At 62.0% G+C, this 25,326-nt stretch carries 19 protein-coding genes and 4 pseudogenes; 8 read left to right on the forward strand and 15 right to left on the reverse strand.

The features are described 5' to 3' along the window. Positions 1 to 41: 41 nt before the first annotated feature. Positions 42 to 941 (reverse strand): LysR family transcriptional regulator, encoded by a 900-nt coding sequence (locus ONR75_RS10805; protein WP_265082585.1) that lies wholly within the window; start codon positions 939 to 941, stop codon positions 42 to 44. Between the two features lie 305 nt (positions 942 to 1,246). On the opposite strand from ONR75_RS10805, the gene ONR75_RS10810 reads away from it, so the two are divergent. Then, entirely contained in the window at positions 1,247 to 1,492 is a 246-nt protein-coding gene (locus ONR75_RS10810) for a transposase (RefSeq protein WP_413776458.1), read from the forward strand. 77 nt (positions 1,493 to 1,569) lie between these two features. On the opposite strand, the gene ONR75_RS10815 is transcribed toward ONR75_RS10810, so the two are convergent. After that, positions 1,570 to 2,601, reverse strand: a complete 1,032-nt coding sequence (locus ONR75_RS10815; protein WP_265082586.1) for a phosphotransferase family protein — start codon at positions 2,599 to 2,601, stop codon at positions 1,570 to 1,572. Between the two features lie 541 nt (positions 2,602 to 3,142). On the opposite strand from ONR75_RS10815, the pseudogene ONR75_RS10820 reads away from it, so the two are divergent. Next, positions 3,143 to 4,304 (forward strand): annotated as a pseudogene (locus ONR75_RS10820) (acetyl-CoA C-acetyltransferase). A gap of 28 nt (positions 4,305 to 4,332) precedes the next feature. On the opposite strand, the gene ONR75_RS32760 reads toward ONR75_RS10820, so the two are convergent. From ONR75_RS32760 to ONR75_RS10855, 9 genes and pseudogenes are all read right to left on the reverse strand, one after another. Next, entirely contained in the window at positions 4,333 to 5,361 is a 1,029-nt protein-coding gene (locus tag ONR75_RS32760; protein ID WP_413776507.1) for an N-acyl homoserine lactonase family protein, read from the reverse strand. Then, entirely contained in the window at positions 5,309 to 5,479 is a 171-nt protein-coding gene (locus ONR75_RS32765) for a hypothetical protein (RefSeq protein WP_413776508.1), read from the reverse strand. The genes ONR75_RS32760 and ONR75_RS32765 overlap by 53 nt, the downstream gene beginning before the upstream one ends. A 146-nt stretch (positions 5,480 to 5,625) precedes the next feature. Further along, a pseudogene (locus ONR75_RS32770) lies at positions 5,626 to 6,138 on the reverse strand (enoyl-CoA hydratase/isomerase family protein); the annotation flags it as partial. Further along, positions 6,020 to 7,246: a CaiB/BaiF CoA transferase family protein gene (locus tag ONR75_RS10830; protein WP_265082588.1), complete on the reverse strand. Its 1,227-nt coding sequence runs from the start codon at positions 7,244 to 7,246 to the stop codon at positions 6,020 to 6,022. The gene ONR75_RS10830 and the pseudogene ONR75_RS32770, both read right to left, overlap by 119 nt. Positions 7,247 to 7,306: 60 nt before the next feature. Beyond that, on the reverse strand, positions 7,307 to 8,065 hold the full coding sequence (locus ONR75_RS10835) for an enoyl-CoA hydratase/isomerase family protein (RefSeq protein ID WP_265083617.1): 759 nt from the start codon (positions 8,063 to 8,065) through the stop codon (positions 7,307 to 7,309). Positions 8,066 to 8,215: 150 nt separating this feature from the next. Continuing rightward, positions 8,216 to 8,947 (reverse strand): annotated as a pseudogene (locus tag ONR75_RS10840) (enoyl-CoA hydratase-related protein); the annotation flags it as partial. Between the two features lie 130 nt (positions 8,948 to 9,077). Then, a complete protein-coding gene (locus ONR75_RS10845; protein ID WP_265082589.1) occupies positions 9,078 to 10,055 on the reverse strand; it encodes a Bug family tripartite tricarboxylate transporter substrate binding protein in 978 nt (325 codons plus the stop codon). Between the two features lie 59 nt (positions 10,056 to 10,114). Next, positions 10,115 to 10,891, reverse strand: a complete 777-nt coding sequence (locus tag ONR75_RS10850) for an SDR family NAD(P)-dependent oxidoreductase (protein WP_265082590.1) — start codon at positions 10,889 to 10,891, stop codon at positions 10,115 to 10,117. 140 nt (positions 10,892 to 11,031) lie between these two features. Continuing rightward, on the reverse strand, positions 11,032 to 12,270 hold the full coding sequence (locus tag ONR75_RS10855) for an ABC transporter substrate-binding protein (protein ID WP_265082591.1): 1,239 nt from the start codon (positions 12,268 to 12,270) through the stop codon (positions 11,032 to 11,034). A 198-nt stretch (positions 12,271 to 12,468) separates the two neighbouring features. Here ONR75_RS10855 and ONR75_RS10860 point away from each other — a divergent pair, with 198 nt between their 5' ends. The 3 genes from ONR75_RS10860 (at position 12,469) to ONR75_RS10870 (ending at position 14,909) form a co-directional block, all read left to right on the forward strand. Continuing rightward, positions 12,469 to 13,065: a TetR/AcrR family transcriptional regulator gene (locus tag ONR75_RS10860; RefSeq protein ID WP_265082592.1), complete on the forward strand. Its 597-nt coding sequence runs from the start codon at positions 12,469 to 12,471 to the stop codon at positions 13,063 to 13,065. Between the two features lie 204 nt (positions 13,066 to 13,269). Continuing rightward, positions 13,270 to 14,190, forward strand: coding sequence for a flavin-containing monooxygenase (locus ONR75_RS10865; protein WP_265082593.1), 921 nt, complete (start codon positions 13,270 to 13,272; stop codon positions 14,188 to 14,190). Then, positions 14,190 to 14,909: a hypothetical protein gene (locus ONR75_RS10870; RefSeq protein ID WP_265082594.1), complete on the forward strand. Its 720-nt coding sequence runs from the start codon at positions 14,190 to 14,192 to the stop codon at positions 14,907 to 14,909. The genes ONR75_RS10865 and ONR75_RS10870 overlap by 1 nt, the downstream gene beginning before the upstream one ends. A gap of 391 nt (positions 14,910 to 15,300) precedes the next feature. Here the strand turns inward: ONR75_RS10870 and ONR75_RS10875 are convergent, their stop codons facing one another. Further along, positions 15,301 to 15,810 (reverse strand): hypothetical protein, encoded by a 510-nt coding sequence (locus ONR75_RS10875; protein WP_265082595.1) that lies wholly within the window; start codon positions 15,808 to 15,810, stop codon positions 15,301 to 15,303. Between the two features lie 440 nt (positions 15,811 to 16,250). Between ONR75_RS10875 and ONR75_RS10880 the strand changes: the two are divergent. The 3 genes and pseudogenes from ONR75_RS10880 to ONR75_RS10890 all read left to right on the forward strand — a co-directional run. Next, a pseudogene (locus tag ONR75_RS10880) lies at positions 16,251 to 16,358 on the forward strand (transposase); the annotation flags it as partial. 82 nt (positions 16,359 to 16,440) lie between these two features. After that, complete coding sequence (locus tag ONR75_RS10885) at positions 16,441 to 16,938, forward strand: IS5 family transposase (protein WP_265082505.1); 498 nt, start codon at positions 16,441 to 16,443, stop codon at positions 16,936 to 16,938. A gap of 1,216 nt (positions 16,939 to 18,154) precedes the next feature. Beyond that, the gene (locus tag ONR75_RS10890) at positions 18,155 to 22,222 is read left to right on the forward strand and encodes a beta strand repeat-containing protein (RefSeq protein ID WP_265082596.1); all 4,068 of its coding nucleotides are present in this window, start codon (positions 18,155 to 18,157) and stop codon (positions 22,220 to 22,222) included. Positions 22,223 to 22,384: 162 nt separating this feature from the next. Here ONR75_RS10890 and ONR75_RS10895 read toward each other — a convergent pair whose 3' ends face one another. From ONR75_RS10895 to ONR75_RS10905, 3 genes are read right to left on the reverse strand one after another with little or no spacing between them, the layout of a single operon-like run. Beyond that, a complete protein-coding gene (locus ONR75_RS10895) occupies positions 22,385 to 23,065 on the reverse strand; it encodes an autotransporter outer membrane beta-barrel domain-containing protein (RefSeq protein WP_265083618.1) in 681 nt (226 codons plus the stop codon). A gap of 57 nt (positions 23,066 to 23,122) precedes the next feature. Continuing rightward, entirely contained in the window at positions 23,123 to 23,920 is a 798-nt protein-coding gene (locus ONR75_RS10900) for a hypothetical protein (protein WP_265082597.1), read from the reverse strand. A 26-nt stretch (positions 23,921 to 23,946) separates the two neighbouring features. Then, the gene (locus tag ONR75_RS10905) at positions 23,947 to 25,164 is read right to left on the reverse strand and encodes a beta strand repeat-containing protein (protein WP_265082598.1); all 1,218 of its coding nucleotides are present in this window, start codon (positions 25,162 to 25,164) and stop codon (positions 23,947 to 23,949) included. Positions 25,165 to 25,326 lie beyond the last annotated feature (162 nt).

Below are 25,326 nucleotides of genomic sequence, written 5' to 3' on the forward strand. Positions count from 1 at the left end.
GCCCACTCCAGACTAACGATTATCTTGAACGTAAATAGAAGCTAAATATCGAGCGGAGCTCCACGGAAACCTGCTCTGCGTAATTTCAACTCTGAAACTATGTGATCAACAACAACCTGCACGCGGTTCAGGCCGACGAAATCCTCGTGAATGGCCATCCAATAGCTGCGCCCGAATGACACGTTTGGAAGAATGACCTCCAACTCGTCATCCCCGACGATGGCGTAGTCAGGCAGGATACCTATTCCTCCGCTTGCGCGAACTACGGCAATTTGAGCGAGCGCCGTCGCACACTCGAATCGGCGATGGCTTCGGCTATACATTTCCGCCATGAATTTCAGTTGATCGTCGAATAATAGATCTTGCACGTATGTAACAAGAACATGATTAGAAAGCTCGGCCTTCGAAAGTGGCCTCGCATGCTGTCGAAGATAGTTTTTCGTCGCGTAGAAGTGTAACGAGTAATCCACCAGTCGCCTTACCGCAAGACGTCCTTCGCTGGGCCGATCAACCAGGATGGCTAGATCCGCTTCGCGCCTAGATAACGATAGCGCGCGCGATATCGGTACAAGCTGGATCGTGAGCATGGGATGCTTCAGCATGAGTCTAGGCAGCACCGAACAGAGAAACAGTGTCGTGAACGCATCCGGAGCAGCAATTCGCACAGTGCCAGACATTTCGGAGTCGGCACCTGAAAGAGCACATTGAGCACGAATCATTAACGATTCGATTTCTTGAGCCGGCCCCAGCAGGTTCTCGCCAGCAGCGGTCAGGACGCTGCCGGTCGGCGTTCGATCGAACAAGCGCGCACCTAAACACTTCTCAAGCATCACCATTCGCCGACCGACCGTCGAAATGTCCAGTCGCAAAGCCGTTGCCGCGGCCGACAATTGTCCAGCACGGGCGACAGCCAGAAAGACTTTGACATTGTCCCAGTCCATGCAAACTCCATTTTTTGCTCAGCAGTAGTACAAACCACACGCTGACGAATTAGCCACGGATGCTGCAAGCGTGTTCGCTGATGCAAATGTGAAAGTCCGGATCCGTCGGCAAGATTCAAGTATGAAATGAATGACGAAAGTCCGATCCAGGGTTGGGATTACGTTGCTCAGCGTCCGCTGCCCGCTTAGTCTGCCATCGTCGCGACAACTTCCTGCGTTGCCGGAAGCCACGACCTTGCCAAAGTCGTTCATGGCGGAGCAGGCGCCCCCGGTTCGCAAACGGCGCCAGTGGAGGATTTTTTATCATGGCGTGTCCGTCGTCAGGCAGGCAATCAATCAAGGCCTGTGGCGCAAAGCTCCACTATCTGCCGCCCTACAGTCCCGACTTCAATCCGATCGAGAATGCTTTTGCCAAGCTCAAATCACATATCCGGAAGTCTGCCGCGCGAACCCTCGACGCACTGGAACGGGCGACCGCTAACGCTTTGCCTCAGTTCAAACCCGACCAATGCGCGAACTTCTTTGCTCTCGCCGGATACAGATCGCATTAAGAGGAATTTGCTCTAGCTCATGCCGCAAACCTTGGACGCGTTCGGAGAATGCAAAATCCATAGGATCCCTCAGGTGCTCAAAGGCCAGTTTCGGCGAGTTCCGCGGCCCTGTCCGCGATCAATGTCGCGAGTGCTCCGACCTCGTGCGCGTTGTCGGACGCCGCCGCTCCGGATCGTGCCCGGGCGGCGACGCCTTCCAGGATTATGGCAAAGCGGAACAGGGCGAACACGACATGGGCCGTGGCGACGCCGACTGAGCGACCCGATGCGGCGTTGTAGCGGGCTCGATACTCGGCCTCGCTGGGGAGCCCGAGGGCAGCATGGTCGAGAGACATGATCCCCCCGTACCAACTCGGCAGCGTGTGCCAAGGCAGACAGGAATAGGCCGCATCGGCGAGCGGATGGCCCAAGGTCGACAATTCCCAGTCGAGCACGGCGACAATGCGCGGCTCTTCCGGATGGAACATTAGATTTCCGAGCCGGAAGTCGCCATGCGAGATCGCAGTCTCTTCTCCCTGCGGAATATTCACAGGCAGCCAGTCGATGACTCGCTCGATGGAGGGGATATCACGGGTCCGGTTTTCGGCATATTGCCGGCTCCACCGCGCGATCTGCCGTGAGAAATAGTTTCCCGGCCTGCCGTAGTCGGCAAGTCCGACGTCACTCGGCGCAACCCGGTGCAGCGCGCCCAGCGTGTCGGCCATGGCGAAATACATTGCCCGACGCTGCTCCGCCGGCACTCCCGGCAGCGAGCAGTCATGGAAAACACGGCCCTCGACCCGCTCCATCACGTAAAAGGGCGTGCCCGTAATCCTAGGATCTTCTTCATAGAGCAACGCGGTAGGCACCGGGACGCCTGTCCGGGCGAGCGCGGTCAAAACGCGATATTCCCGATCGACGGCGTGAGCCGAAGGTAAGATGTCCCCGGCTGGCTTCTTGCGCAAGACGAGGCAGCGATCGGGAAACTCGACGAAAAAGGTGGGATTGGACTGGCCGCCGCCGATTCTTTGCAGGCCCATCGGCCCCGCCAAATCCGGTAGCACCCCCTTTAGATATTTTTCGAGACGGTGAGGATCGAATTCGAACGAGGCGAAGTCGTTCGACGCCATCGACGCAGCTTGCCTTATCATGTCGGTGAGCCTGATCTCGGGATGCCACTGTACTTGGGTATCACCGGCTGGAGTGAGGCAAAACCTGCGATCTCGTAATGGAAAGGGCCCATTCCGAGCGGCTGCTCAGGGCCATGCAGGGCGAGGCGAAGGCCGAGCGGCTTGTGGCCTTGGCGGAGACCATGCAGAATGCGGTCTTGCAATGGCGTTGTTCCTGCCCTGCACGAGAACGGGGTCGCAACGGCGGCATGCCGGTCCAGACGTTCTCGTTCTGCTGAATCGTTTTTTCGATACGCTCGTCTCATATATGGCCGATCGCTTCGTCTGTCCATCTGTCTGGCGTGGGAAAAGTCACAGACATGGCATGGCCAGCTGAAGCGTCTCTGGGTCGAAACATGCAGGGAGCGCTGGCCTGTCAGCGCCCGATTTTTCCCGCAAGGAGGGCTGATCGGTGGAAGCGCACCGGACGCTCGCATGACGCGAGGACATCGGGAGCCGCGAACCGTTGCAGCAGTGATCCCCGTAGCAAGGAAGGTGGATGATGAGGCAGGCTTACATCGTTGACGCAGTCAGAACTGCGGGCGGCCGCCGGAACGGACGTCTCTCGCAGCATCATCCGGCCGATCTGGCGGGGGGATTCTGACCGCGCTCGTTGAACGCACCGATATCGCCCCGGCGGCGGTCGAAGACGTCATTAAGGGCTGCGTGAGCCAGGCGGGGGAGCAAGCGATGGCGCTAGGCCGTAACGCGGTCCTCGCGTCGTGCCTGCCCGAATCCGTGCCGGCCGTGACCATCGACCGGCAATGCGCCTCCTCGCAGCAGGCTCTTCACTTCGCCGCTCAAGCGGTGATGTAGGGAACGTAGGACATCGTGATCGCCGCGGGCGTGGAAAGCACGAGCCGGGTTCCGATGTTCTGGAATTTCGAGCTTCATGCGAAGGCCGGGCTCGGACAGGGGCCGCTGAGCAGCACGGTCGAGCAGCGCTATGCAGTAAAGGAATCCAGCCAGTTTTGCGGGGCCCAGATGGTCGCCGACAAATACGGCTTCACGCGCGACGATCTCGATGCCTCGCGTTGGGGAGCCATCGCCGCGCCAGCGCCGCCACCAAGGCCGAGGCCTTCGAGCGGGAAGTCGTGTCCATCGGGGTAATGGGCGCGGAAGGGCCTGAGTCCCACGCGATAGACGAGAGGACCTGGCATGACGCGACACTCGAGGGCGTTTCGTCCGTCAAGCGGCTCGAAGAAGGCGGCTCGATCAGCACTGCGAATGCCAGCCAGATCTGTGATGGCGCCAGCGGCGTCCTTGTCGTCAACGAGACCGCGTTGAAGGCGCACGGTCTGACGCCGATCGCTCGCATTCACAGCATGACGGTGACGGCCGGTGATCCGGCTCGAGGAGCCGATCCCTGCGACGCGGCGCGCGCTGGCGCGGGCCGGAATGCGTATCGAGGACATTGATCTCTACGACGTCAACGAGGCCTTTGCGCCGATCCCGCTCGCATGGTTGCGATCGATCACTGCCGACCCCGCCCGGCTTAACGTCAATGGCGGCGCCATCGCGCTCGGCCATACCCTCGGGGCTTCCGGAACCAAGCTGATGGCGGCCTTGATCAATGCGTGAAAGCTCGGGGCGGCCGCTACGCTTTGCAGACCATGTGCGAAGGCGGCGGCATCGCGAATGTGACCATCGTCGAGGCGCTCTGACGACCGGGAAGAGGCTGCGCGGTTGCAATCAGCCGCCGCGCAGTTCTTCGAACCGGGCGGGGTCGGGTTTTGCATGCAGGGCCACGAGCTCGACGCCGGCAACCGATATGCTGGGGTAGAGCTTGCGGATCAGCGGATCATGGCCTGGAATCAGGTGCGCGATGCTTCCGGTCAGCCTCGCGATCGACCGGAAGGCCGCTAGCGTGTCACGAACATCGATGGTGATGCCGAACGGAGCGCGTCTGATATAGTTCGAGAAGTAGACACTGGCATCGCAGGCCAACAGAAGCGGCCCGCGCCGGGTATCGACGCGCACGCCCTGCAAGCCCTCGGAGTGGCCGGGGAGCAGATGCAGGCTGATCCCTGGAAAGGGTTCTGCTGTTCCGCAATGGTGGACAACCCGTTCGGCAAAGGTCAACCGGACGATCTGGGCGACATTTTCGACATCGAAGGTATATCGCATGGCAGCCGAGCCCATGCAGGAGCCGGTCGCGTAGGCAACCTCCGCCTCCTGGACGTGGAAGCGGGCCCGGGCGAATTTGTCGATGTTTCCCGCGTGATCATAATGCAGATGGGTGAGAACGACGTCTTCAACTTCATCCGGCTCGATCCCGATGATGCGCAGCGCTTCGATCGGATCGATCTCAAGCGATTGTCCACGTTCGGCTTCGGCACGACGGCCGAAGCCCGTATCCACGATGACCGTCCGATGCTGATTGCGTAGGATCCAGATGTAGAAATCGATCGGCATCGGGCCGTCCAGCATGTCCCGACGCAAGAAATTCTCGTGGATTCGACGCCGGTCGTTCCAAGTGTAGCGGAGCGCATAGACGTCGTAGATATCCGTCTGCTCCGGGCCGGCCGGAACCCTGTCCAAATCGGGGTTCATGCGGACACCCTCCTTGCTGTACGAAGCGGCATTGCGCGAACAATCCACGGAGCGGCGTGCTGCGAGATCTCGGACCCATTGTCCGAGCCAATCTGCAAGCCGGGAAGTGCAGAACTCAGTCGTTAAATCGCGGCTTTCTCTTTTCGAAGAAGGCTGTGACGCCTTCATGGAAATAGGCGCTCGCCGCGCTTCGGCGGAAGATGGCATGCTCCGCATCGAGATGCTGAGCGATATCCTGCGAAAACGACGCGCGCAGCAACCGCTTGGTCTCGGCAAACGCTGCCATCGGCTTCGCCACGAGCTTGCCGGCGAAGACTTTTGTCCTTTCGAGAGGTCCGCGGCCGGCACGCTGTGGGTGATGAGACCCAGGCGTTCGGCACTGGCAGCGTCGATCACGTCGGCGGCGAGCGCGAAATCACATGCCGGCACGATGCTGAGACCCGCGCCAGCGGCCGCGCCATGCACCTGCGCGATCACGTGGAACGGTAGACCCAGGAGTATGCGGACGGCCTCGTGGAATGGGCCGATGATCCGGTCCGCCTCGTTCGGCGCGCTCGCCGCTCCGGCGGCCTGAAAGCCCGTCAGACCCCCTCCCGACATGAAGGCTCGCCCGGCGCCCGAGATGATCAGCGTCTTCACGCCGGACCGTTGCGACAAGCCTTTCAGCGCGTTTCGCAACTCGATCGCCAGTTCGGCGGTGATCGCGTTGCGCGTTTGCGGCTGATCGAACACCAGCCGTGCGATAGGGCCATCATCGTTGAGGCAAATAAGCCGTATGTTGGTCATCCTGCGCCCTTCTCGGTCGCGGCTGGGAGGATGGCGAGGCTCAATTACCAGAACCGATGACGCCTCTGGCGGCCAGCTCAGCGATCCTTTCAGGTTCGTACCGCAAATGCTCCAGCAGGATTTCAGCGTTGTGTTCGCCGAGTTCCGGTGAGGCGACATACGCAGGACGATCGGCACCATGAAAGCGAAGCGGACTGCTCGGGACGACGATCCGCCCGAATTTTGCATGATCGACCCATTCCAACGCGCCGCGCTGGTGCATGTGTACGTCGTTGATGACTTCTCCCAGATGCCGAACGGGTGCGGCAGGGACCTTGTGGGCCCGTAGAACCTGCGTCACCTCGGCCTTCGGCCGCTCACGGGTCCAATCCCCGACGATCGCATCGGTCAGCGTCATGTTGCGGACCCGATCGGCGGAGGTCGCAAAGCGCGCGTCTCCGGCCAGGTCCTGGCGCCCGATGGCGGCCAGCAGGCTGCGCCAATGACCGTTCGTCAATGCGATGACCGCGACGTGACCGTCGAGCGTCGGATAAACGTTGTAAGGCGCCTCGGCCATCGCACCATGGTGATTGCCGGTTCGGGGCGCTTCGCCTTCGCCATCGAACGCAAAGGCCAGGTTGGAAGCCAGCGTCGGATAGACCGCCTCCTGCATCGAGACCTCGACCAGGCGGCCGCGCCCGGTCACGCTGCGTTCGTATAGGGCGGTGGCGAGCGCTGCGTAAAGATGAACTCCGCTAATGAAGTCGGCCACAGCAGGGCCTGCCTTCACCGGCGGACCATCGGCGAAGCCGGTCACGCTCATCATGCCTGAGCAGGCCTGCACCGTAATGTCCATCGCGAGGTTGTCCCGGTCCGGTCCGGACAGGCCGAAGCCCGTGCCGGAGCCGTAGATCAGCCGGGGATTGATCTCCGAAAGGACGTCCCAGCCTACCCCTAAGCGGTCCATGACACCGGGCGCGTAGTTCTCCAGCAGAATATCGGCCGTCCGAACCAATTCCTTGAGGATCTCGATCCCCTCAGGGGACTTTAGGTTGAGGGCCAGGCCACGCTTGTTGCCGTTCAGCATCTCGAAAGGAACCGCAGCCCATTTGCTGACCTTGGCGCGGTGGCGCACCGGCTCCCCCGTGACGGGCTCGATCTTGATGACATCGGCGCCGGCCTGCGCGAGCAGGAACCCGGCATAGGGACCCAGATATACTTGGCCGAGATCGAGAACGTGTACCCCGTGTAACGGCATATTGCGGCGCTCGGTCGCATGATCAGTCATCGTCGTTACCATCCTTTTCGATAAGGCTTCGGGTGCAGGCTCAAGCGTGCCAGGGGGCCATCAAACACCGGAGAAAACGGGCAAGCGGCGTTCGGCCATCGCTTTCACGCCCTCGGTGAAATCCGCCGTCGCGAAGTGCTTTTCCTGCTCGCGACGCTCGTGCTCGGTCGCGGCGGCGACGCGGTCCGCAAGGTCCCCTCGCAGAGTCAGACGGGTCGACTGCACCGCCAAAGGTGCGGATCTTGCGATCTCCGTCGCGAGATCGAGCGCGGTGTCGCGTAAAGCATCGTCCGCGGCGAGGACGTCGAACAGACCCTGGGCGAAAGCATCCGCGCCGCTCAGCCGGTGCCCGGTATAAAACATGAGCGCCGCCTTCTGGATGCCGATGGCCCTAGGCAGCGTCACGCTTAGCCCGAATCCGGGATGAAAGCCCAGACGGTTGAAATTGGCCGAGAGCCGCGAGCTTTCGGAGCCGACGCGGAAATCGGCTGCGAGCGCGAGGCCAAGGCCGCCACCGATCGCAGCGCCCTGCACGGCCGCGACGATCGGCAGTGGGCATCGGAAGAGTCGGACGGCATGGCGATAGATGTGGTCATCGTCCGAACCGCCGTTATCAGCGGCCGGGCGTGCGAAGTTCGCTCCGGCGCAAAAGTTCTTTCCGGCCGCGCACAACAGGATCGAGCGCATCCCTTCGGCTGCCAGATGTTCGAGGGCGTCACCAATCGCCGAGATCAAGGGCGTGTCGAAGAAATTGTTCGGGGGGCGATTGATCTCGACGATCCCGACATAGTCTTTTAGGCTGACGACGATATCGTTCATAAATTCTTCCTTCACGGCCCAAGCCGGCCGTGCGGCATCGGATTCAGAAGCCCGTGAAGGCCGGGCGGCGCTTCTCGATGAAATGGGCGACCCCTCCCGGAAGTCTTCGGTCTGGCGGCAGCGCTCGATCTCGACCGCGGAAACTGCGACTGCCTGCGCGAAATCCTGTGTCCACGCCTCACGGAGCTGCCGCTTGATGATGCCGACCGCGCGGGGAGACGACAAGTTGGCGAGTTCCGACGCATAGCGCTGCACTTCGAAGCGGAAGGTCTCCGCGGGGAGGACCCGGGCGAGGCCGAGGCGGTCTGCTTCCTCGGCCAGCACGATGCGGCCGGTGAGCGCCAGGTCGGCCGCATGCATCGGACCAATCAAGCGCGGCAACAGCCAGGCGAGGCCATCTTCCGCTGCAAGCCCCCGTCTAGCGAAAGCGGTCGTCAGCTTCGCGCCCGCTGCAACGAAACGGAGGTCGCAGGCAAGCGCGATAGTGAGACCGACGCCGGCCGCCGCACCGTTGATCGCTGCGATGATGGGCTTGGGCGACGAGCGGAGATAGCCGAAGCGCCCTTCGGCGGGCGCGCCGTTCACCGGCACTGGCGAAGCCGCCACTGTTGCAGTCGCCGCTATGTCGGCACCGGCGCAGAATGCGCGCCCGGCTCCGGTCAGAACGATCGCCCTGATCTCCGCATCACCTTCCGCGACTTTAACGGCGGCAGCAACCTCGGCGCCCATGGCCGCATTCCATGCGTTCATCCGTTCGGGCCGATTGAAGGTGATGGTCGCGACGCGGTCCTCGACGCTGACGAGAATGTTCTCGTAGCGGCCGAATGGCGAGGGTCTCGTCGGTGCCGTAGCTGCGGTGTCCATGGTCGTCCCTTCAAGCATCGTTCGCTGCGTCGCGACATCATTCGCATTCACTCGGTCGGCCGCCGCTGTCCCGCCTGCTGTCCCGAAATGCGACTGGGCGGCCAAGATGCCGCAGATCGCATTCGATAGTTTTTACGCTCGGGCTTCGCTACTGGATGGGCTGAATGCCGATCCGCTTCACGATCGCCGAGATCGTCCCCAGCTCTGCCGTCACGATCTGGCTGACCTTCTCTGCATTGTCGAAGCCGGGCGTCACGCCGAGCTCGATCAAACGGCGACGGACGTCGGGCACCTGCAATACGGCTTCCATCCAATAGGCAAGGCGCTTCTGGATGTCGGCGGAAAATTTTGCCGGCCCGGCCAATCCCAGCCAGGTCTCGGCGCTGAAGCCGGTAACGGTTTCCGCGACCGTCTGGACATCGGGAATCAGAGTCGAGCGTTCTCGGCCGGTCACCGCGATGACCTTGATGTTGGGAGCGCCCAGCAGCGGCGTCACAGAGGAAAGACCAGCCACCATCGCATCGATCTGCCCGCCCCGAAGATCGGTCACGGCAGGTGCGCCTCCTCGATAGGAGACATGGCGCATTTTGAAGCCCGCACGCTCCTTCAGCATTTCACCCGCGAGGTGAGAGGCGGTCCCGAAGCCGGGCGAGCCGTAGTTTAGTTCGTCAGACCGGGAGTTCGCGAAGACGACGAATTCTGCGAGGGTCGACACCGGCACGCGACCGGTGTTCACGACCAGGACGGAGGGCAACGTCCCAAAATTTCCGATCCACTTGAAGTCGGTTGCGACGTTCCACGGCAGTCTCGCATAGACCGTCTGGGAGATCGTCATCGATCCGCTGCTCGCCAGAAGCGCATAGCCGTCCGGCTCCGCCTTCGCGACGTTATCGGCACCGAGCGTTCCACCGGCCCCGGCGCGGTTCTCGACGACCAGAGTCTGGCCGGCAAGCTTGGACATCGCCTCCGTCAGGATCCGGATCGGCGGATCCAGGGTTCCGCCGGCCGCGAAGGGAACCACGATCTTGATCGGTCGGCTGGGGTAGGAAGTCGCCAGCACAGCGGAGCACGGCACAAAGGCGCTTGCTGCGGCTCCCTGCAAGATAGCTCTGCGCGACAGGCCCATGACGTTCTCCCTGGACATCTCGTTGGAGCCGAGCCTCGGCAGCTCGACTCGCTCGTTCGCTAAGGCCGATAGCCGGTTGCCTGCATCAATGTGGTGAGCAGGCCGCCGTCGACCGGCAGGTCCACGCCGCTGATAAAGCTCGCTTCCGGACGGCTCAGCATGACGATGGCGTTTGCACTGTCCTCCGGCTGGCCCAGCCGATGGATCGGAATGGCTTCTTCCCGGCGCCGCCGCGTTTCGGGATCCGAATAGGAGCGTGCCGTCATCCCTGTCAGCGTCGGGCCCGGCGAAACGCAGTTGCAGCGAATACCGAACGGCCCCCATTCCAACGCCATTTGCTTGATGAGCGCAACGAGGGCCGCCTTGCTCGGTCCGTAGACGCCGAGGGTCGGCGTCGGGGCCTGGGCCGAGATGGATGCGGTGGCCACGATCGAGCCTCCACGCTCTTTCATATGCGGCAAGGCGGCCTGACCCAACAGCCATGTCGCGCGGGTGTTGACCATGAAGGTTCGCTCGTAATTCTCCAGGCTGAGATCCTGCAGCGTGCTCGGAATGCCGATTCCCGCATTGCTGACGATAGTGTCCAGGCCCCCGTAGCGCCCGATGGCCCGCTCGACCAGTTGCCTCGCTTCGTCAGGCTTCGCCAGATCGAGGGCCTCGGTCGCAACTTCGATTCCGGCGGGAAGCAGACGGACCGTCTCCTCCAGCGAGCCGCTGTTCAGATCCACGAGGGTCAGCCGCGGCGCGGGCTCTCCGCGGGCCTGAGCATCCCGCACGAAAGCCAAGGCTGCCGCTCTTCCGATGCCGCTCGCAGCGCCGGTGATCAAGATGTCCATCGGTATCTTTCCATGAATGTCTCTCCCTTGCAGGGCTGATCGGGCGCTTCCCCATCAAGGCCGGCAGCCCTGTTCATGCGGAGGAAGGCACTACGTGCGTAGCTCGCACAGGCTGCGAGGCATGGTATCGCCAGCCCTCTTCAAGCCTTGACAAGAGCACAGCCTCCGTCATTGAGCGGGCGAAATGCCTCTTCGGCGGGCACCGTGGAAGTCAGCTTGAAGACATCGCCCGGATAGCGGCTCTCGTCGGGACTTTTGACAGTGAACAGATAGTTCGGATGGATCTTCCGACCGTCCTGCCGGATGCGGCCGGCTCCGAAACAGTCGTCGTCGGTCGGCATCGCCTTCATGGTTTCGATCGTCTTCCGGCCTGAGGCTTTTGCCGCAGGAACGCCGATCGCCTTGACCGCTTTGAGATAATGCATGACTCCTGCGTAATCTCCGGCTTGGCTCATGTTGGGAAAGACGCCGTTAGGCACGCGCGGCTTGAGCCGCGTCATGAAGCTGCGCGTGCGCTCGTTGAGATCCCAGTAGAAGCTTTCGGTCAGCAGGAGTCCCTTGGCCTCCGGCAAGCCCATGCCGAGGATTTCAGTGATGTACCCTGAGAGAACGGCTAGTTTCATGCCGGAGGCGCCGAGCCCGAACTCCGAGGCCTGCTTGACGATGTTGATCAAGTCGCTGCCACCCCCGATGATGCCGAGAACGTCGGCCCCGCTCGACTGCGCGCGCAGGAGATAGGAAGAGAAATCTCCCGTTGCCCCTAGGGGAAAACGCACGGATCCCAACACCTTGCCGCCCGCCTGCGTCACGAAACGCCCGGTATCCGCTTCCGCCGCGTGTCCATAGGCATAGTCGGCCGTAAGGAAGAACCACTTTCTGCCGCCGGTCTTTACAGTTGAGACCGCCGTCGAATGAGTCGTGCCCCAGGAATCATGGGACCAGTGGACCCAATGCGCGCTGCAATCCTTGCCTGTGATGTTCGACGAGGCGGCCGTGGTAATGATGGAGGCTTTGTCTTTTTCTTCGAGGAGCCCACGCGAGCCCAGCACGATCGCACTGTTTCCGACGTTCTCGATGACGTCGATACCCCCTATGTCAAACCAGCGGCGGATAATGCCGAGTCCGACATCCGGCTTGTTCTGGTGATCCGCGACCAGGATTTCGACCTTGATGCCCGGGTTTTCGGACATGAATTCCATTGCGGCCTGCTGAGCGCACGCCACCGTGGTCGGGCCCGAAACGTCACTGTAGACGCCCGACATATCGGTAATTACGCCGATCCGGATTGTGTCGCGCGCTTGCGCCTGCGTCAGCCTTGCTGGCATCATCGCGATCCCCGCCAGGCCTGTCGCGAGCATCGTTCGCCTTGTGATATCCATGCTCTAATCCTCCGTCGAAAATGCGCTCACGGGAGACGTCTTATTATTGGTTATCGCCCATCCATGTGCCCGCTCGGCTGTTGCGGCGCCGCGAATGTGCGGCTTCACTCGGCCAAGCTGGCGCTCACGGCACAGGCACTATGTCAGATCCGAATTTAATATACAAGACGTTCAGTTTCATATTCAGGGTTGCTAAGAATGACGCTCAAGACCAAGGTTCGCCAGCGCGGCCGACCGCGAAGCGAGGCCGGCCGCCAGGCCATCCTGTCGACGGCAGGCAAGCTGCTCTATGAAGTCGGCCTTCAGCAGATGAGCATGGAAGAGATCGCGAAGCAGAGCGGCGTCGGAAAGGCCACTTTGTACCGGTGGTGGCCAAGCAAGACGATGATTGCCCTTGATGCGTACCTCGAGGAGATGAGGGGAAAGGTCATCGTCCCTGACACGGGATCCGCAAAAGAGGACTTCAGGCAGCAAATTCGCTCAGTCATCAAGTTCTATGCCGGAAAGGAGGGAGAGATTTTCTCGTCTTTCATCGCGGCCGCGCAAGGCGACTTGGATTTTGCAGTCTCGTTCCGAGATAAATTCCTCAATCAAAGGCGCGAGGGCGTGCGCATGATTTGGGATCGGGGCGTCAAATCCGGAGAATTCCGTGACGACGTGACCCCCGAAGTCGCGCTCGATATGATGTATGCGCTGATTGTCTATCGGCTGCTGACCGGCCGCGCGCAGCTTTCGCTGTCCCTTGCCGATGAGATTGTCGATGTCGCGATGAAGGGATTGATCCGTCGCGCTTGAGGGCCGGGAGCGGGTCGCATCCGGCGGTGAGCGGTGGCGGTCGATCAGGTCGCAGCGGGCCGTCGGGAGAAACACCATTGCCTTCTGGCGGCGCTCGATATACAAAACGGAACGTACCGTAATTAAGCGACTCGAATCTGCAGGCGCGCCGGAGTCATCCGATCGTCCGAGCGGACACAAGGTCGCCTCCGGCGAGGATGCGAGATGCCAGGCGACGCTGAAGTCCGTGCGGCCACGGAACTCCCGGACCATCCGAACTATGATGTCATCATCATCGGTGCCGGCGTATCAGGACTGTATCAGCTCTACCGCTTACGCGAATTGGGCTTGAACGTTCGGGTGTTCGAGGCGGGCTCCGATGTGGGCGGGACCTGGCATTGGAACAGATATCCCGGGGCGCGGTTCGATTCCGAAAGTTGGACTTATGGCTACTCCCGATTTCCCGGCGTTCTGGACGAGTGGAACTGGAGCGAGCATTTCGCCTCGCAGCCGGAAATCGAGCGCTATCTTCAGTTCGTCGCAGACAGGTTCGATCTCAGGCCGAACATCCAATTCGGTTGCCGTGTCACCCATGCGCATTTCAGCGAGGCATTGCGAGGATGGAGGATCGAACTCGCTGACGGAACAGTCCACAACTCCCGCTTCTTGGTGACCGCCATTGGTGTCCTGTCGGCGCCGACGCTGCCACGGATCGATGGCATCGAAAGCTTCAAGGGGCAGGCTTGCCATACGGCCCAGTGGCCGACGGAGGAGGTCTCCTTCGAAGGCAAGCGCGTCGCCGTCATCGGCACGGGCTCGACCGGTGTACAAACCATTCAGGAGGCTGCGAAGACCGCACGGCACCTAACGGTTTTCCAGCGCACGCCGAACTGGTGCGCGCCGCTTCACAATGCGAAGATCTCGGCGCCTGAGATGGCGGAGATCCGCTCCCGCTACGACGAGATCTTCGCGCGTTGTCAGGCGACACCCGGATGCTTCATCCACGGTCCCGACCCACGATCCGCGCTCGAGGTTACTCTTGAGGAGCGTGAGGCCTTTTTGAGAAGCGCTACTCGGAGCCAGGTTTTGGAATCTGGCACGGCAACTTCCGCGACATCCTCACAGATAGGGAGGCGAACGCGCTGATGTCGGATTTCGCCGCGCGCAAGATCCGCGCGCGTGTGAAGGATCCCAAGGTGGCCGAGAGGCTTATTCCGAAGAACCACGGCTTCGGCACGCGCAGGCTTCCGCTCGAGACCCACTACTACGAGGTCTACAACCAGCCCAATGTCGATCTCGTCGACCTGGGCGAGACCCCGATCGAACGCATCACTCCGACAGGTATCGTAACGAGCGCAGCCGATCATGAGTTCGACATCATCGTCTATGCGAGCGGGTTCGACGCCATTACCGGGCCATTTGATCGCATCGATATTCGCGGGGTCGAGGGCATTCGCCTGAAGAATGTCTGGAGCGACGGTCCCAAAACCTTCCTGGGAATAATGGTTCAGGACTTCCCGAACATGCTGATGCTGATGGGCCCTCACGCTGGCCTCGGAAATTTCACGCGCTTTGCGGAATACAGCGTCGATTGGGCAACAGGCCTTATCGAGCATGCGTTCAGACATGGCCTGACCCGGATCGATGCAACATCGGCAGGCACGAGACGTTGGACAGACCACGTCATCGAGGTTGGCCGCGGCCTTTTGAGCAACGAGATCGATTCCTGGATGACAGGGGTGAACAGCAACGTCGACGGAAAATCCAGCCGCAAGATCGTGCGCTATAGCGGGGGTTTCCCGAACTATAAGAAGCATTGCGACGCAGTCGCTGCTGCCGGGTATGACGAATTGACGATGAGCTGAACTCCTGTTGGATATTCCCGGTTATTTATGGCAACCTCTCGGACGCAGAAGACGTCGCCCGGCAATCGCGGTCGCTGTATCCAAAGTAAAAAGGCCCGCCTCCATGATGGAAGCGGGCTCTCTTTTGTCTGTTTGCTGCTGCGGGCCTACTTTGGTTGGCAAAGCGGGAAAACTAGCAGCGGACAAACTATGGTCGGCGTATCACCCACTAGCTGCGGCGTTCTATTGCGAGCTTCGTACCTACTTTGGCGAATCCGGCCAACCTATGTCCGCATCCACACCTGATCCGGAGCAATGCGCCCTTGCTCGCCGCCGCTCAGGTTCGACGTCGTTACCGACAATCTGTCCGACCGCTACGGCCGCTCCCCGCAACAAAACGTTCTAAGCAGTTTCAATGAATTCGCCCGCCATTGGCGGCCTTTTTCATTTTGTACGGACCGTTCTGTGTGGTTCGAATAAATCCTACCCAAACCAACGAGTTACAGTCGTTATGCTTGGGTAGACCACGCTCCGACACGCGCAATCGATCATTTACTGGCAAGAGTACATAGCCAAGCGCATGCGCGGCGTCCGACGACCAGTCCGGCGGTGCCCGTTTCGCTGAGGCCGGAGCGATATCGACTAAACTGACGCCTGTCGCCCGGGTTACGGCGAAATCTGGAACGTGCCGCCGACTGCGACGGCTGAGGACCATGGGCAAGCAGGCCCAAGAGATCACCGATACGTCAATATCGAGAAGGCAACCGACGTCGCGGGCAAGCTGCGACCGGAACAAGGGACGGCCGGTGCATCGAACGGTGTTCTTCGGTGCAAAGGAGAGGACGGATGCTTCATCTTTGATACCCGCAAGCAGGTCGGCAACGAAGTCGGATTTTTCAACATAACGCTGTGCTTTTGGCATGAATACGCTCGTCTCGAAGCGGATGGATTCATCCGGGAAGACTTTGAATGCTCGGACCTAAGAATTCAGCGTATGCGTATGTAGGAAGCGCGTGCAGCCGCGATGCGCTGTGTGCGCATGCTTGAGGAAATGGCGTTTGCGATTACGTTCTTCATGAAAAAGAACAAATAGAGAACTTTTCGTCCAGGTCAACAGTCTATTTTCTTAAACGATATCGCGAAGCATCTAGCTTCGAAAGCCATCGAGCTAGATGTTGCACATTGCCGTAGCCTCAAACCGTCCGTCGGAAAAGACGTAGGCTAGGGTCCGGACCCAATAGCCGGATTCCCCTGGCAGCCTGATCGTGATTCACTGCCTCATCGAGGAGGCGGTGAGATGGGTGATTTTTTTGGTTTTCCGATGCGCAGTGGGCTCGAATTGAGCCGCTGCTTCCGACCGGCGTGCGCGGCAAGCCCCGGGTAGATGATCGTCGTGTGCTAAGCGGGATCGTCCATGCCCTGCGCTGTGGCGGCCGTTGGGCCGACTGCGCCGACGTCTATGGGCCAAAGAAGACGCTTTATAACCGGTTCGTCCGCTGGTCCGAACGCGGCATCTGGCAAGGCATTTTCAGTGAGCTGGCGGGAGCAGGCGATGCGCCGGACCGGCTGTTCATCGACAGCAGCTGCATCAAGGTTCACCGCTGCGCAGGCGGTGGAAAAGGGGGCCTTGGCTCATGGTATCGGCCGCACGAAAGGCGGACGAAACACCAAGCTCCATGCGGTCTGCGATGAAAAGGGGCGCCCCTGCGTCCTGCTCCTGACGCCCGGAAACGTTCACGATTGCAGGGTTGCGCAGCTCTGCATCGAGGCGATGCCACCGTCGGCCGAACTCGTCGCGGACAAGGGATACGACAGCCAGGCGCTGCGCGAGTGGTTGGTCGAGCGTGGCACCGAGCCCGTCATTCCCCCGCGCAAGAGCCGCAAGATCCAATACGATTACGACCGCGCCATCTACAAGCAGCGCAACGTCATCGAGCGTATGTTCTGCCGCTTCAAAGACTGGCGACGCATCGCCACCCGATTCGACCGCAACGTCCGAAACTTCATGAGTGCCATCAGCCTCGCCGCAGCCGTCATCTGGTGGCTGTAGTGAGTCCGGACCCTAGTTCTAACCAGGTTTGTCGAACTTACTCCAAGGGGCTTTTAAGTACCCTAAAGGTCGTTATTGGCGCTTTAAACCACCACACTGCTGCGTATTCAAAAATGGAGCAGCGTCATCCACAGGCCGCTCATGGCGGATACTGTTGAAAAAGTCGAAAATCGATCGACCTAGAAAATCTCGTCAAGACTCTCGTTCGATCTGATCTGTCGCTGCATATTGCTCCAGCCGATCCTCGGCGGCCCGTGATCGATTTTACGAGATTCAACGTGGTCCCTCAGGTCAATATGAGCAAGGCTCACCAGTGAGGCTAGGAAAATCCGACCCGGAGCACAAAACGACTTTTTCAACAGTATCGGCGCAAAGCCGCCGCTCACGGGCATGCCCGTTCTTGCTTTGCCGGCTCAACGGTGCACGCAACACTGGCATTAGATCTCTCGGCTGGGGGTTCGAATTGCAAGGTCTCTCACGCTTCTTCAGCAAAGATTTCGCCAAGTCGGTTGCCGAGTTCGGGGCGTTCGTGTCGGTTGCTTGGTTTGCGGCCTGAGTTTGCTGAGCTCGTTGAGCGTCCAGCGGTACACGATTGGAAATTCGCGACGCGTGTTGAACGGACACTAGGATTCCAACGAAGACTCGCGTCGCCGATCAAAAACCACTGGGCTGCAGCGCTTTCTTAAAAAGCCTCGGCGGTCGTGTCGACGTAGCGTGGACCATCACAGTGGAGCATTCAAGCCCCCGCGAGATAGAGCAGGCCAGCATTCCGCGGCTGGGCTCGGGTTGGCTCCAGCCTCCATTTGCCGAACCTGGTGACGGGATGACCAAGGGGTCCTGACCGGCTGTTCCGTCATTCCCGGGCGCGAGTCATTGATAACACCTGTCTGGCCGGTTATTTCAGCAATCAGGCGTGCTTCATCAATCATCGACCTATGTACAGTCGGTCCACCGATCGCGCGTCTCGGACTCCGGCAATCTTTATGACTGTAAATAACTGTAGCTGCTCCGTGACAGCGTTGGCGGAGCAGCCCAATTTCGAATACCTATAGCCGCAGGTGAGTCGAGAGCGCCATTTGCGCTGAACAGACGTTAACATCGTCCCAATCCGCCGGGAGATGCACAAAAGGCGGTCCTTGTGGTGTCGAAACGATCGGGCAGGTTGGTCGGGAATCAGGCTCGGCGTCCTGCCAATGCGCAGGCTTTACGACGTACATTGCTGCTGGCGACGACCGCGCTGACCGGCTGCTTGATGATCGGTCAGGCGCCGGCGCAGACCCTGCCGACCGGCGGTAGCGTCGCCGCCGGCAGCGTGGCGATCACGGCCCCTTCCGCGACACAGCTTACCGTCACCCAGACAAGCCCGAGCGCAGTGGTCAACTGGCAGAGCTTTTCGATCGGCCAGGGTGCTGCGGTGACCATCCAGCAGCCGGGCAGCACGTCGGCGCTGCTCAACCGCGTCACCGGCGACACGCCGTCGAGCATTGCCGGCGCGCTGACCGCCAACGGCCAGGTCTATCTGGTCAATCCCAACGGCATCGCCATCACCTCGACCGGCACGGTCAACACCGGCGGCGGCTTCGTCGCCTCGACGCTGGGCATTTCCGATGCCGACTTCCTCAGCGGCAAGCGCAGCTTCACCGGCAATGGCGCCTCCGCCGAGGTCAGCAATGCCGGCACCATTACGGTCGGCCGCGGCGGCTATGCCGCGCTGATCGGCGGCACGGTGTCGAACGCGGGCAGCATCTTCGTGCCGCTCGGCAAGGTCGGGCTCGGCTCGGGCGAAAGTGCGACGCTGGATTTCTCCGGCGACGGATTTTTGCAGGTGGCGCTGCCGACCGCGGCCGGCGGCACCAATGCGCTGATCCGCAACGCCGGCTCCATCAAGGCCGATGGCGGCAGCGTGATCATCAGTGCCGCGACCGCACGCGAGGCGGCGCGCAATGCGGTGAACATCTCCGGTCTGGTGCAGGCGCGAACCATCGGCGGTCGCACCGGCGCGATCTTCATCGGCGGCGGTGCCGGCGGCGGCGTCAACATTTCCGGCAAGCTGATCGCGACCTCGCGTCAGGCCAGCGGCGGCGCCATCGCGGTGACCGGCCATACCATCGCGCTCGAAGGCGCCAGCATCGATGCCTCCGGCGCGACCGGTGGCGGCACCATCAACATCGGCGGCGGACGCCAGGGCGAAGGGGCGCTGCAACGCGCCCACACGCTCACCGTCGATGCGCAGACCACGATCCGCGCCGACGCAACGACCAGCGGCAATGGCGGCGCCATCGTGCTGTGGTCGGACCAGCTGACGCGCTTTGCCGGCACCATCACCGCACGCGGCGGCGCATCGTCCGGCAACGGCGGCGAGGCCGAAGTCTCCGGCAAGGCGCAGCTCGCTTACACCGGCTTCACCGATCTCTCGGCGGCTCATGGCAGCTTCGGCACGCTGCTGCTCGATCCCTACAACGTCATCATCTCGAACGGCGCCGATACCGGCGGTTTCGATGCCACCAGCAACGACAGCGTCATCAACGCGACCACGCTGATGACGGCGCTCGGCGCCGCCAATGTGACCATCACGACCGGCTCCGGCGGCACGCAGGCCGGCAATATCACAGTGGCGGCGCCGCTGACCTGGTCGGCACCGACCGTCCTCGGGCTGAACGCAGCCGGCGCCATCGCCATCAACGCGCCGATCACCATCACCGGGGCCGGCGGCCTCGACCTTAATGCCACCGCGCAGGCGGGTGTCACCACCACCGGCCTGACCTTCGGCAACGGCGCCTCGGTGGATTACGGCGCCACTGACAACGGCGGCACGTTTAGCCTCAACGGCATTACCTATAAACTGGTCTACACGATGGCGCAGCTCGATGCGATCGACGGCGTCAACGCCGTCAATGGCACGGCGCTCACGACCTATGGGACCGGCGTCACCGGTACCTATGCGCTCGCTAACGACCTGATCGCCACCGGCACCACCTACACCCGGGCCGTCGTCGCGGACTTCGCCGGTTTCAGTTCGGCGTACACGTTCAGCGGCAAGCTCGACGGTCTCGGCCACACCGTCACCGGCCTCACCATCAATGCGCCGACAAAGGACCAAGTTGGATTGATCGGCTATCTGGCCGGCGGAACGGTGTCGAACATCGGCATCGTCGGCGGCCAGGTGGTCGGCCGCAGCAACGTCGGCGGGCTGGTCGGCAACGTCGGCACCGGATCGGTGGTGCAGACAAGCTATGCCAGCGCGACGATTGCGAGCGTGGGGACCGGCAACTCCACCGGCGCCCTGGCGGGGGTCAACCTGGGCACCGTGCAATCGAGTTACGCCAATGGCGCGGTGACCGGAGGTTATTATGCCGGCGGCCTCGTCGGGTACAATTTCGGCGGCACGATCAGGACCAGTTACGCGACCGGACAGGTCAAGGGCACGTTCAACACCGGCGGGCTGGTCGGACTGAGTACCGGAACGGTCGTCGACAGCTATGCCACCGGCTCCGTCTGGGGCGGCGACCAGGCGGGCGGCCTGCTCGGCACTAACAGCACCGGCGGCTCGGTGCAGAAGACCTATTCAACCGGCATGGTCTCGGGCACGACCAATGTCGGAGGACTGATCGGCTCCAACTACGCGACAGTCGCTTCGTCATACTGGGATTCCGAAACCAGCGGGCGATCCGCCGGCATGGGCTCCGATAGCCGCAACCAGTCTGCCAACGTCACGAGCCGGACCACGGCGCAGTTGCAGAGCGGCAGCGTTCCGTCAGGCTTCGGCACAGCCTGGAGCAGCGGCGCCGGGTTGTATCCCTATCTGAGCTGGCAGTTCGTCGCCGGCACCACGCCGCAGACCGTGTCCGGCATCGCCTATCAGGCGGACGGCGCGGCGCTGGCCGGCGCTTCGGTCGCCGGCACAGTCAACGGCACCGCGCTTCCCGGCGTTCGCGTCAGCACCGGCGCCGACGGCTATTATTATTTCGTAATCCCGCAAGGCTCAATCGTCGCCGGCAATGACGTCTTCACCGACGTCAATAGCAACACCATCAAGGCCAACTCCTTTCTTCAAGGTGCGACCGGGTCGGTGCAAAACCTAGATCTCCACGGCGGCATGCTGACCGTCACGACCGGTGCCACCGCACTGTCGTCGGTCGCTGCGGGATTGGCGAGCGTGGTCGGCGCAACGTCGACCGGCAATCTTGTTTTCACCACGCCCGGCGGCGTACTGACCCTGAACGCCGCGACCGGACTGTCGATTGCGGCCACCGGCGCGTTCAGCATCGACCAGGCTCTCACCGTGCCCAACTCCGCACTCATCCGCGCGGCCGGCAGCCTCAGCATAGCCTCGACCGGAACAGTGAGTTCGTCGACCGGCAACGCGACGCTGGTTGCAGGAACCAATTTCATCAACAGCCGCGGCGCCGACGCGGTTTCGGCGGCGAACGGCCGCTGGCTGGTCTATTCGGTGGATCCATCCAACGACAACCGTGGCGGGCTGGTCTACGACTTCAAGCAATATGCCGCCAGCTACGGTGTGACCGCGGTGGCGCAGGCGACCGGCAATGGCGTTCTCTATACCGTCGCTCCGATGATCGGATTGAACGGAACGTTCTCCAAAACCTATGACGGCACCACGGATGCGGCGCTTTCATCATCCAATACGGGCATTGACGGCGATGTGATCATGCTCGGTTCGTCGGGTGCGGTCTACGACAACGCCAATGCCGGGTCCGGCAGGATCGTTGCGGTCAACGGCCTGACGATCAGTTCGGCCAGCAATGGCCGCGCCGCGGTTTACGGCTACACGCTCGCCTCGACGACCGCTTCAAGCACCGGCACCATCTCACAACGTGCGATCACGGTGACGGCCGACGCCCAGAGCCGGGCCTACGGCGATGCCAATCCTGCGCTGACCTATCAGGTGACCGGCGGAAGCCTGCTCGGTAGTGACGTCTTCGCCGGTGCGCTGGCGACGGCGGCGACGGTGGCTTCGGATGTCGGCAGCTACCAGATCAGCCAGAACACGCTGACGGCGGGCAGCAATTATGCACTGACCTATCGAGGTGCGAATCTGAGCATCACGGCTCCTCCGGTGACTCCACCTCCGATCACACCGCTTCCGAGTACGGCTGTTCTCAACTTTCCTGCAGCCAGCACGGTGGCGAACCTGAGTGGAACGGGCGGCAGCTTCAGCCCAATTTCTTTTGGTAGCCCGACCGGCACGACTCCCATGATCGCATCCAGCACCGAACCTTGCTGTACCGGCTTGTTCTACCAGGACAAGCGGTTCGGTCCATAACCGGCCGCCGCGGCGCTGTCGTGTCGCTCGCGCCGTCTCGTGCTCCGCATCGGCATATTCGATGCGGCGCCTTACATTACACGTCGATCTCTGCATCGCAGACGGTAGGGTCTGATGCGCATCGACAATATATTCACCCGTGAATAAGCACGGTCTGGCCAATTACCAGTCGTAACGCATCACGCCTTTGCCGGCGTAGCTGCGGGTGAATTCAGAGAACTCGCCCTCGAAGGTCGCAGCCAGCGAGATGCCGCTGGTGAAGCGCATTTCGGCGGACGCCGTCGTCAGCGCAGAATCGCGCGCAGGAGCCGCACCGTTCACCACGAACGCCGTGCCGGGCAGGGTCTGAAAGGCGGCGGCGACGCTGCGTTCGATATTGTAGTCGTGAGCCCAGGCGGCGCGGCCGCGCAGGGTCAGGACGGCGGCGTTGACTGCAAACGATTTGTCGCTGCGCAGGCCGAGTTCGCTGCGTGTCGCGGTGACGATCTTGCCGGCGTAGGTCAGCGCGAACGTGTTGATGCCGCCCGCAGCAGCTTCCGTGTAGCCCGGAAGATCTAGCGCGGTCACTTGCACGGCAGCATAGGGCGTGACGCCGACGCCGCCCAACCGCGGTAGCGCATAGCGGTTGCCGCCCTCGATACGGCCTGAATATGTGTTGGCGTTGAAGCGGGCCTGCAGCGCGCTGCTGCCAACGGTGCGATCGGTGGTGGTGTCCTGCCAGCCATAGGCGGCGGCGATGTAAGCCGAGCCGATACTGTTGCGTACGAAGGCGCCCGCCTGGAAAAGGTCCGAGCGGCCCGACCCCGCACCCGCCACCGAAAAGCTGCTGCCGCCGCCGGCCAGCGCGAAGCCGGCGACAGTGGCCGGGGATAACCAGTAGTCAGCGCCGACCGCCCCGCCTTAGATCCGGCTGGTGCCGGTATTCGATCCGGTTGCGACGTTGCCGTCGGTGCTCTGCTGGCCGCCGAAGCCTGCCGCCCACACGTTCCAGCGCGCCTCGAAAGCCGGCGCTATCGGCGCCTTGCGGTCAATCGCGGCCAGTGCGTCACTGGGATTGTGCTTCGCCGTTCGGTCGCGTGTTGGATCGGCAAAGGACGACACGCCGCTTGCGTCGCGCCCGGCGGCGAGCGGGTCGGTCATCAATCCCATGAACTGAGTCGTGGCGTCGAAGGCGGTCTGCTGCGCCCCGGTCGCGGTCTGGCCGGAGACCTGCGTCAGGCCGGTCGCCGTGAGCGCGCCGAACGCCAGCGGAATGCCGCCGGTGCGGTTGAAGTAGTTCACCAGCGTGTTGGCGACCTGCTGCTGATTGACGGTCAGCGCGTTGAAGCCCGAGTCCGGCGTCGGCGGCAGATAACGCAGCGTCAGATTGAGATAAGCGTGGGTGGCGTCGGTGACGAGCGACGACGTAAAATTCGCCGGCAGGTTGGTGTTGACCTGCGTGCCGAATGTGCCGACGACGCCCCCGGCTGCGCTCAGGATGGTGTACTGCCTGGCGACGTAACTGCCGTTGGCATAGGTCACGCTGACGGTGGCACCGCCGAGGGTGGCCGTGCCGGTGATATTGGCGAATGAAGCGGTGGCGGGATCGACCTGCACCAGATATTGCGCGGTGGAGGTCAGCGTCAGATTGCCCGTCACCGTCATCGACGATGCCGCGGTGCCGTCGCCCGGCGCGAAGGTCCCTCCGTTGCCGGTCACGAGATTGGCGATCGTGCCGTTGCCGGTCAGCGTGCCGCCGTCGATCCTGGCGGTCCCCCGATCGAGCCGGTGTTGTTGACGATACCGGCCGTGTTGGTAAGGCCTCCGCTGAGCGTCCCGGCATTGTTCGTGGTGCCGCTGTTGGTCAGGAGGCCCGACACCGTGGCGCCGGCAGCATTATTGAAGGTGCCAGAATTGGCCACCATGCCAGTCCAGGTGCCACTGTTGGCGATGGTGCCGGCATTGCCGGCGACATTCCCCGTCCAGATGGCCGCGGCGGCGTTGACGATCGTCCCGCTGTTGGCGGTGACGTCGCCATGCCATTGCGATCCCGCCTCATTCTGGATGCTGCCGGCGTTGCCGCTGACATTGCCGGTCCAGACCGCAACCACACCTCCGGAAGTCCTGTTGTAGATGGTGCCGCCATTGGCAAGCACGTCGCCGGTCCAGCGGCCGTTGGTGTTGTAGACGTTGCCGCTGTTGCCCGCGACGTTGCCCGTCCATGTGCCGGAGTTCTGCAATGTCCTGCTGTTGCCCAGAACCGAGCCCTGCCAGTTACCGTCGTTGCCGACCAAGCCGTTGTTGCCCTGGACATCGCCTACCCAAAGCCCGTTGCCGCCGTTGAACACCTGGGTGAACCGGCCAGAGCCGCTGTTGCCCACCACATTGCCGGTCCAGGTGCCGCCATTGTTCAGGACGTAACTGGCATTGCCGCTGATGTTGCCGAACCATGCACCGCCGTCATTGGTGACGAAGTCCGAATTGCCGTTGATATCGCCATGCCAGGTGGCGCCCGCAGCATTGGTGATCCGGCCATTGGACCCGACCACGGCGGGAACGGGATCTGCAGGATTGCCGTTTCCGGTGATGTCGCCGTTCAGCCAGGTGCCGTAATTGACAATCTGGGACCGGTTGGACTGAATCCCGCCATCCCAGGTGGCACCCACATTGTTGGCGATGAGGTGGGTGTTGGACACGATGTTTCCGGTCCAGTAGCCGGACGGGTTGTTCGCGATCGTGCTGCTGTTGCTGAGGACATCGCCGGCATAGGGCCCGCTGTTGGTGAACGGCGTCGTGTTGCTGATATCCGCAGCGCGCGTAAGCGTGGCGCCGGAGAGCAGCGCAACGGCAGCGACTCCTGTGAACAGCATCGACCGCCGCGGGCCTGCCTCGTACGTGCCGCGCGCGGCGCCGAAGCAATCACCGTCGCCTTGCACGGGCGAACCGGCCTTCGACATCTTCATGAGCGCTCCCCGGAGTGCGTCCGGGGACTGCGGACGCTACCTCGATATTCTCCCAGAGATTCGACGACGACGTCAGGGGCCATGGCGATTTCTCAACAAAAGTCTGGCCGCGCCGTGGCGAGCCGCGAAAAGTTGGCGAGCCCACGTCCGCGGGCGAAGCAA

Origin of the sequence: Rhodopseudomonas sp. P2A-2r (assembly GCF_026015985.1) — a bacterium.
Taxonomy (GTDB): Bacteria; Pseudomonadota; Alphaproteobacteria; order Rhizobiales; family Xanthobacteraceae; genus Tardiphaga.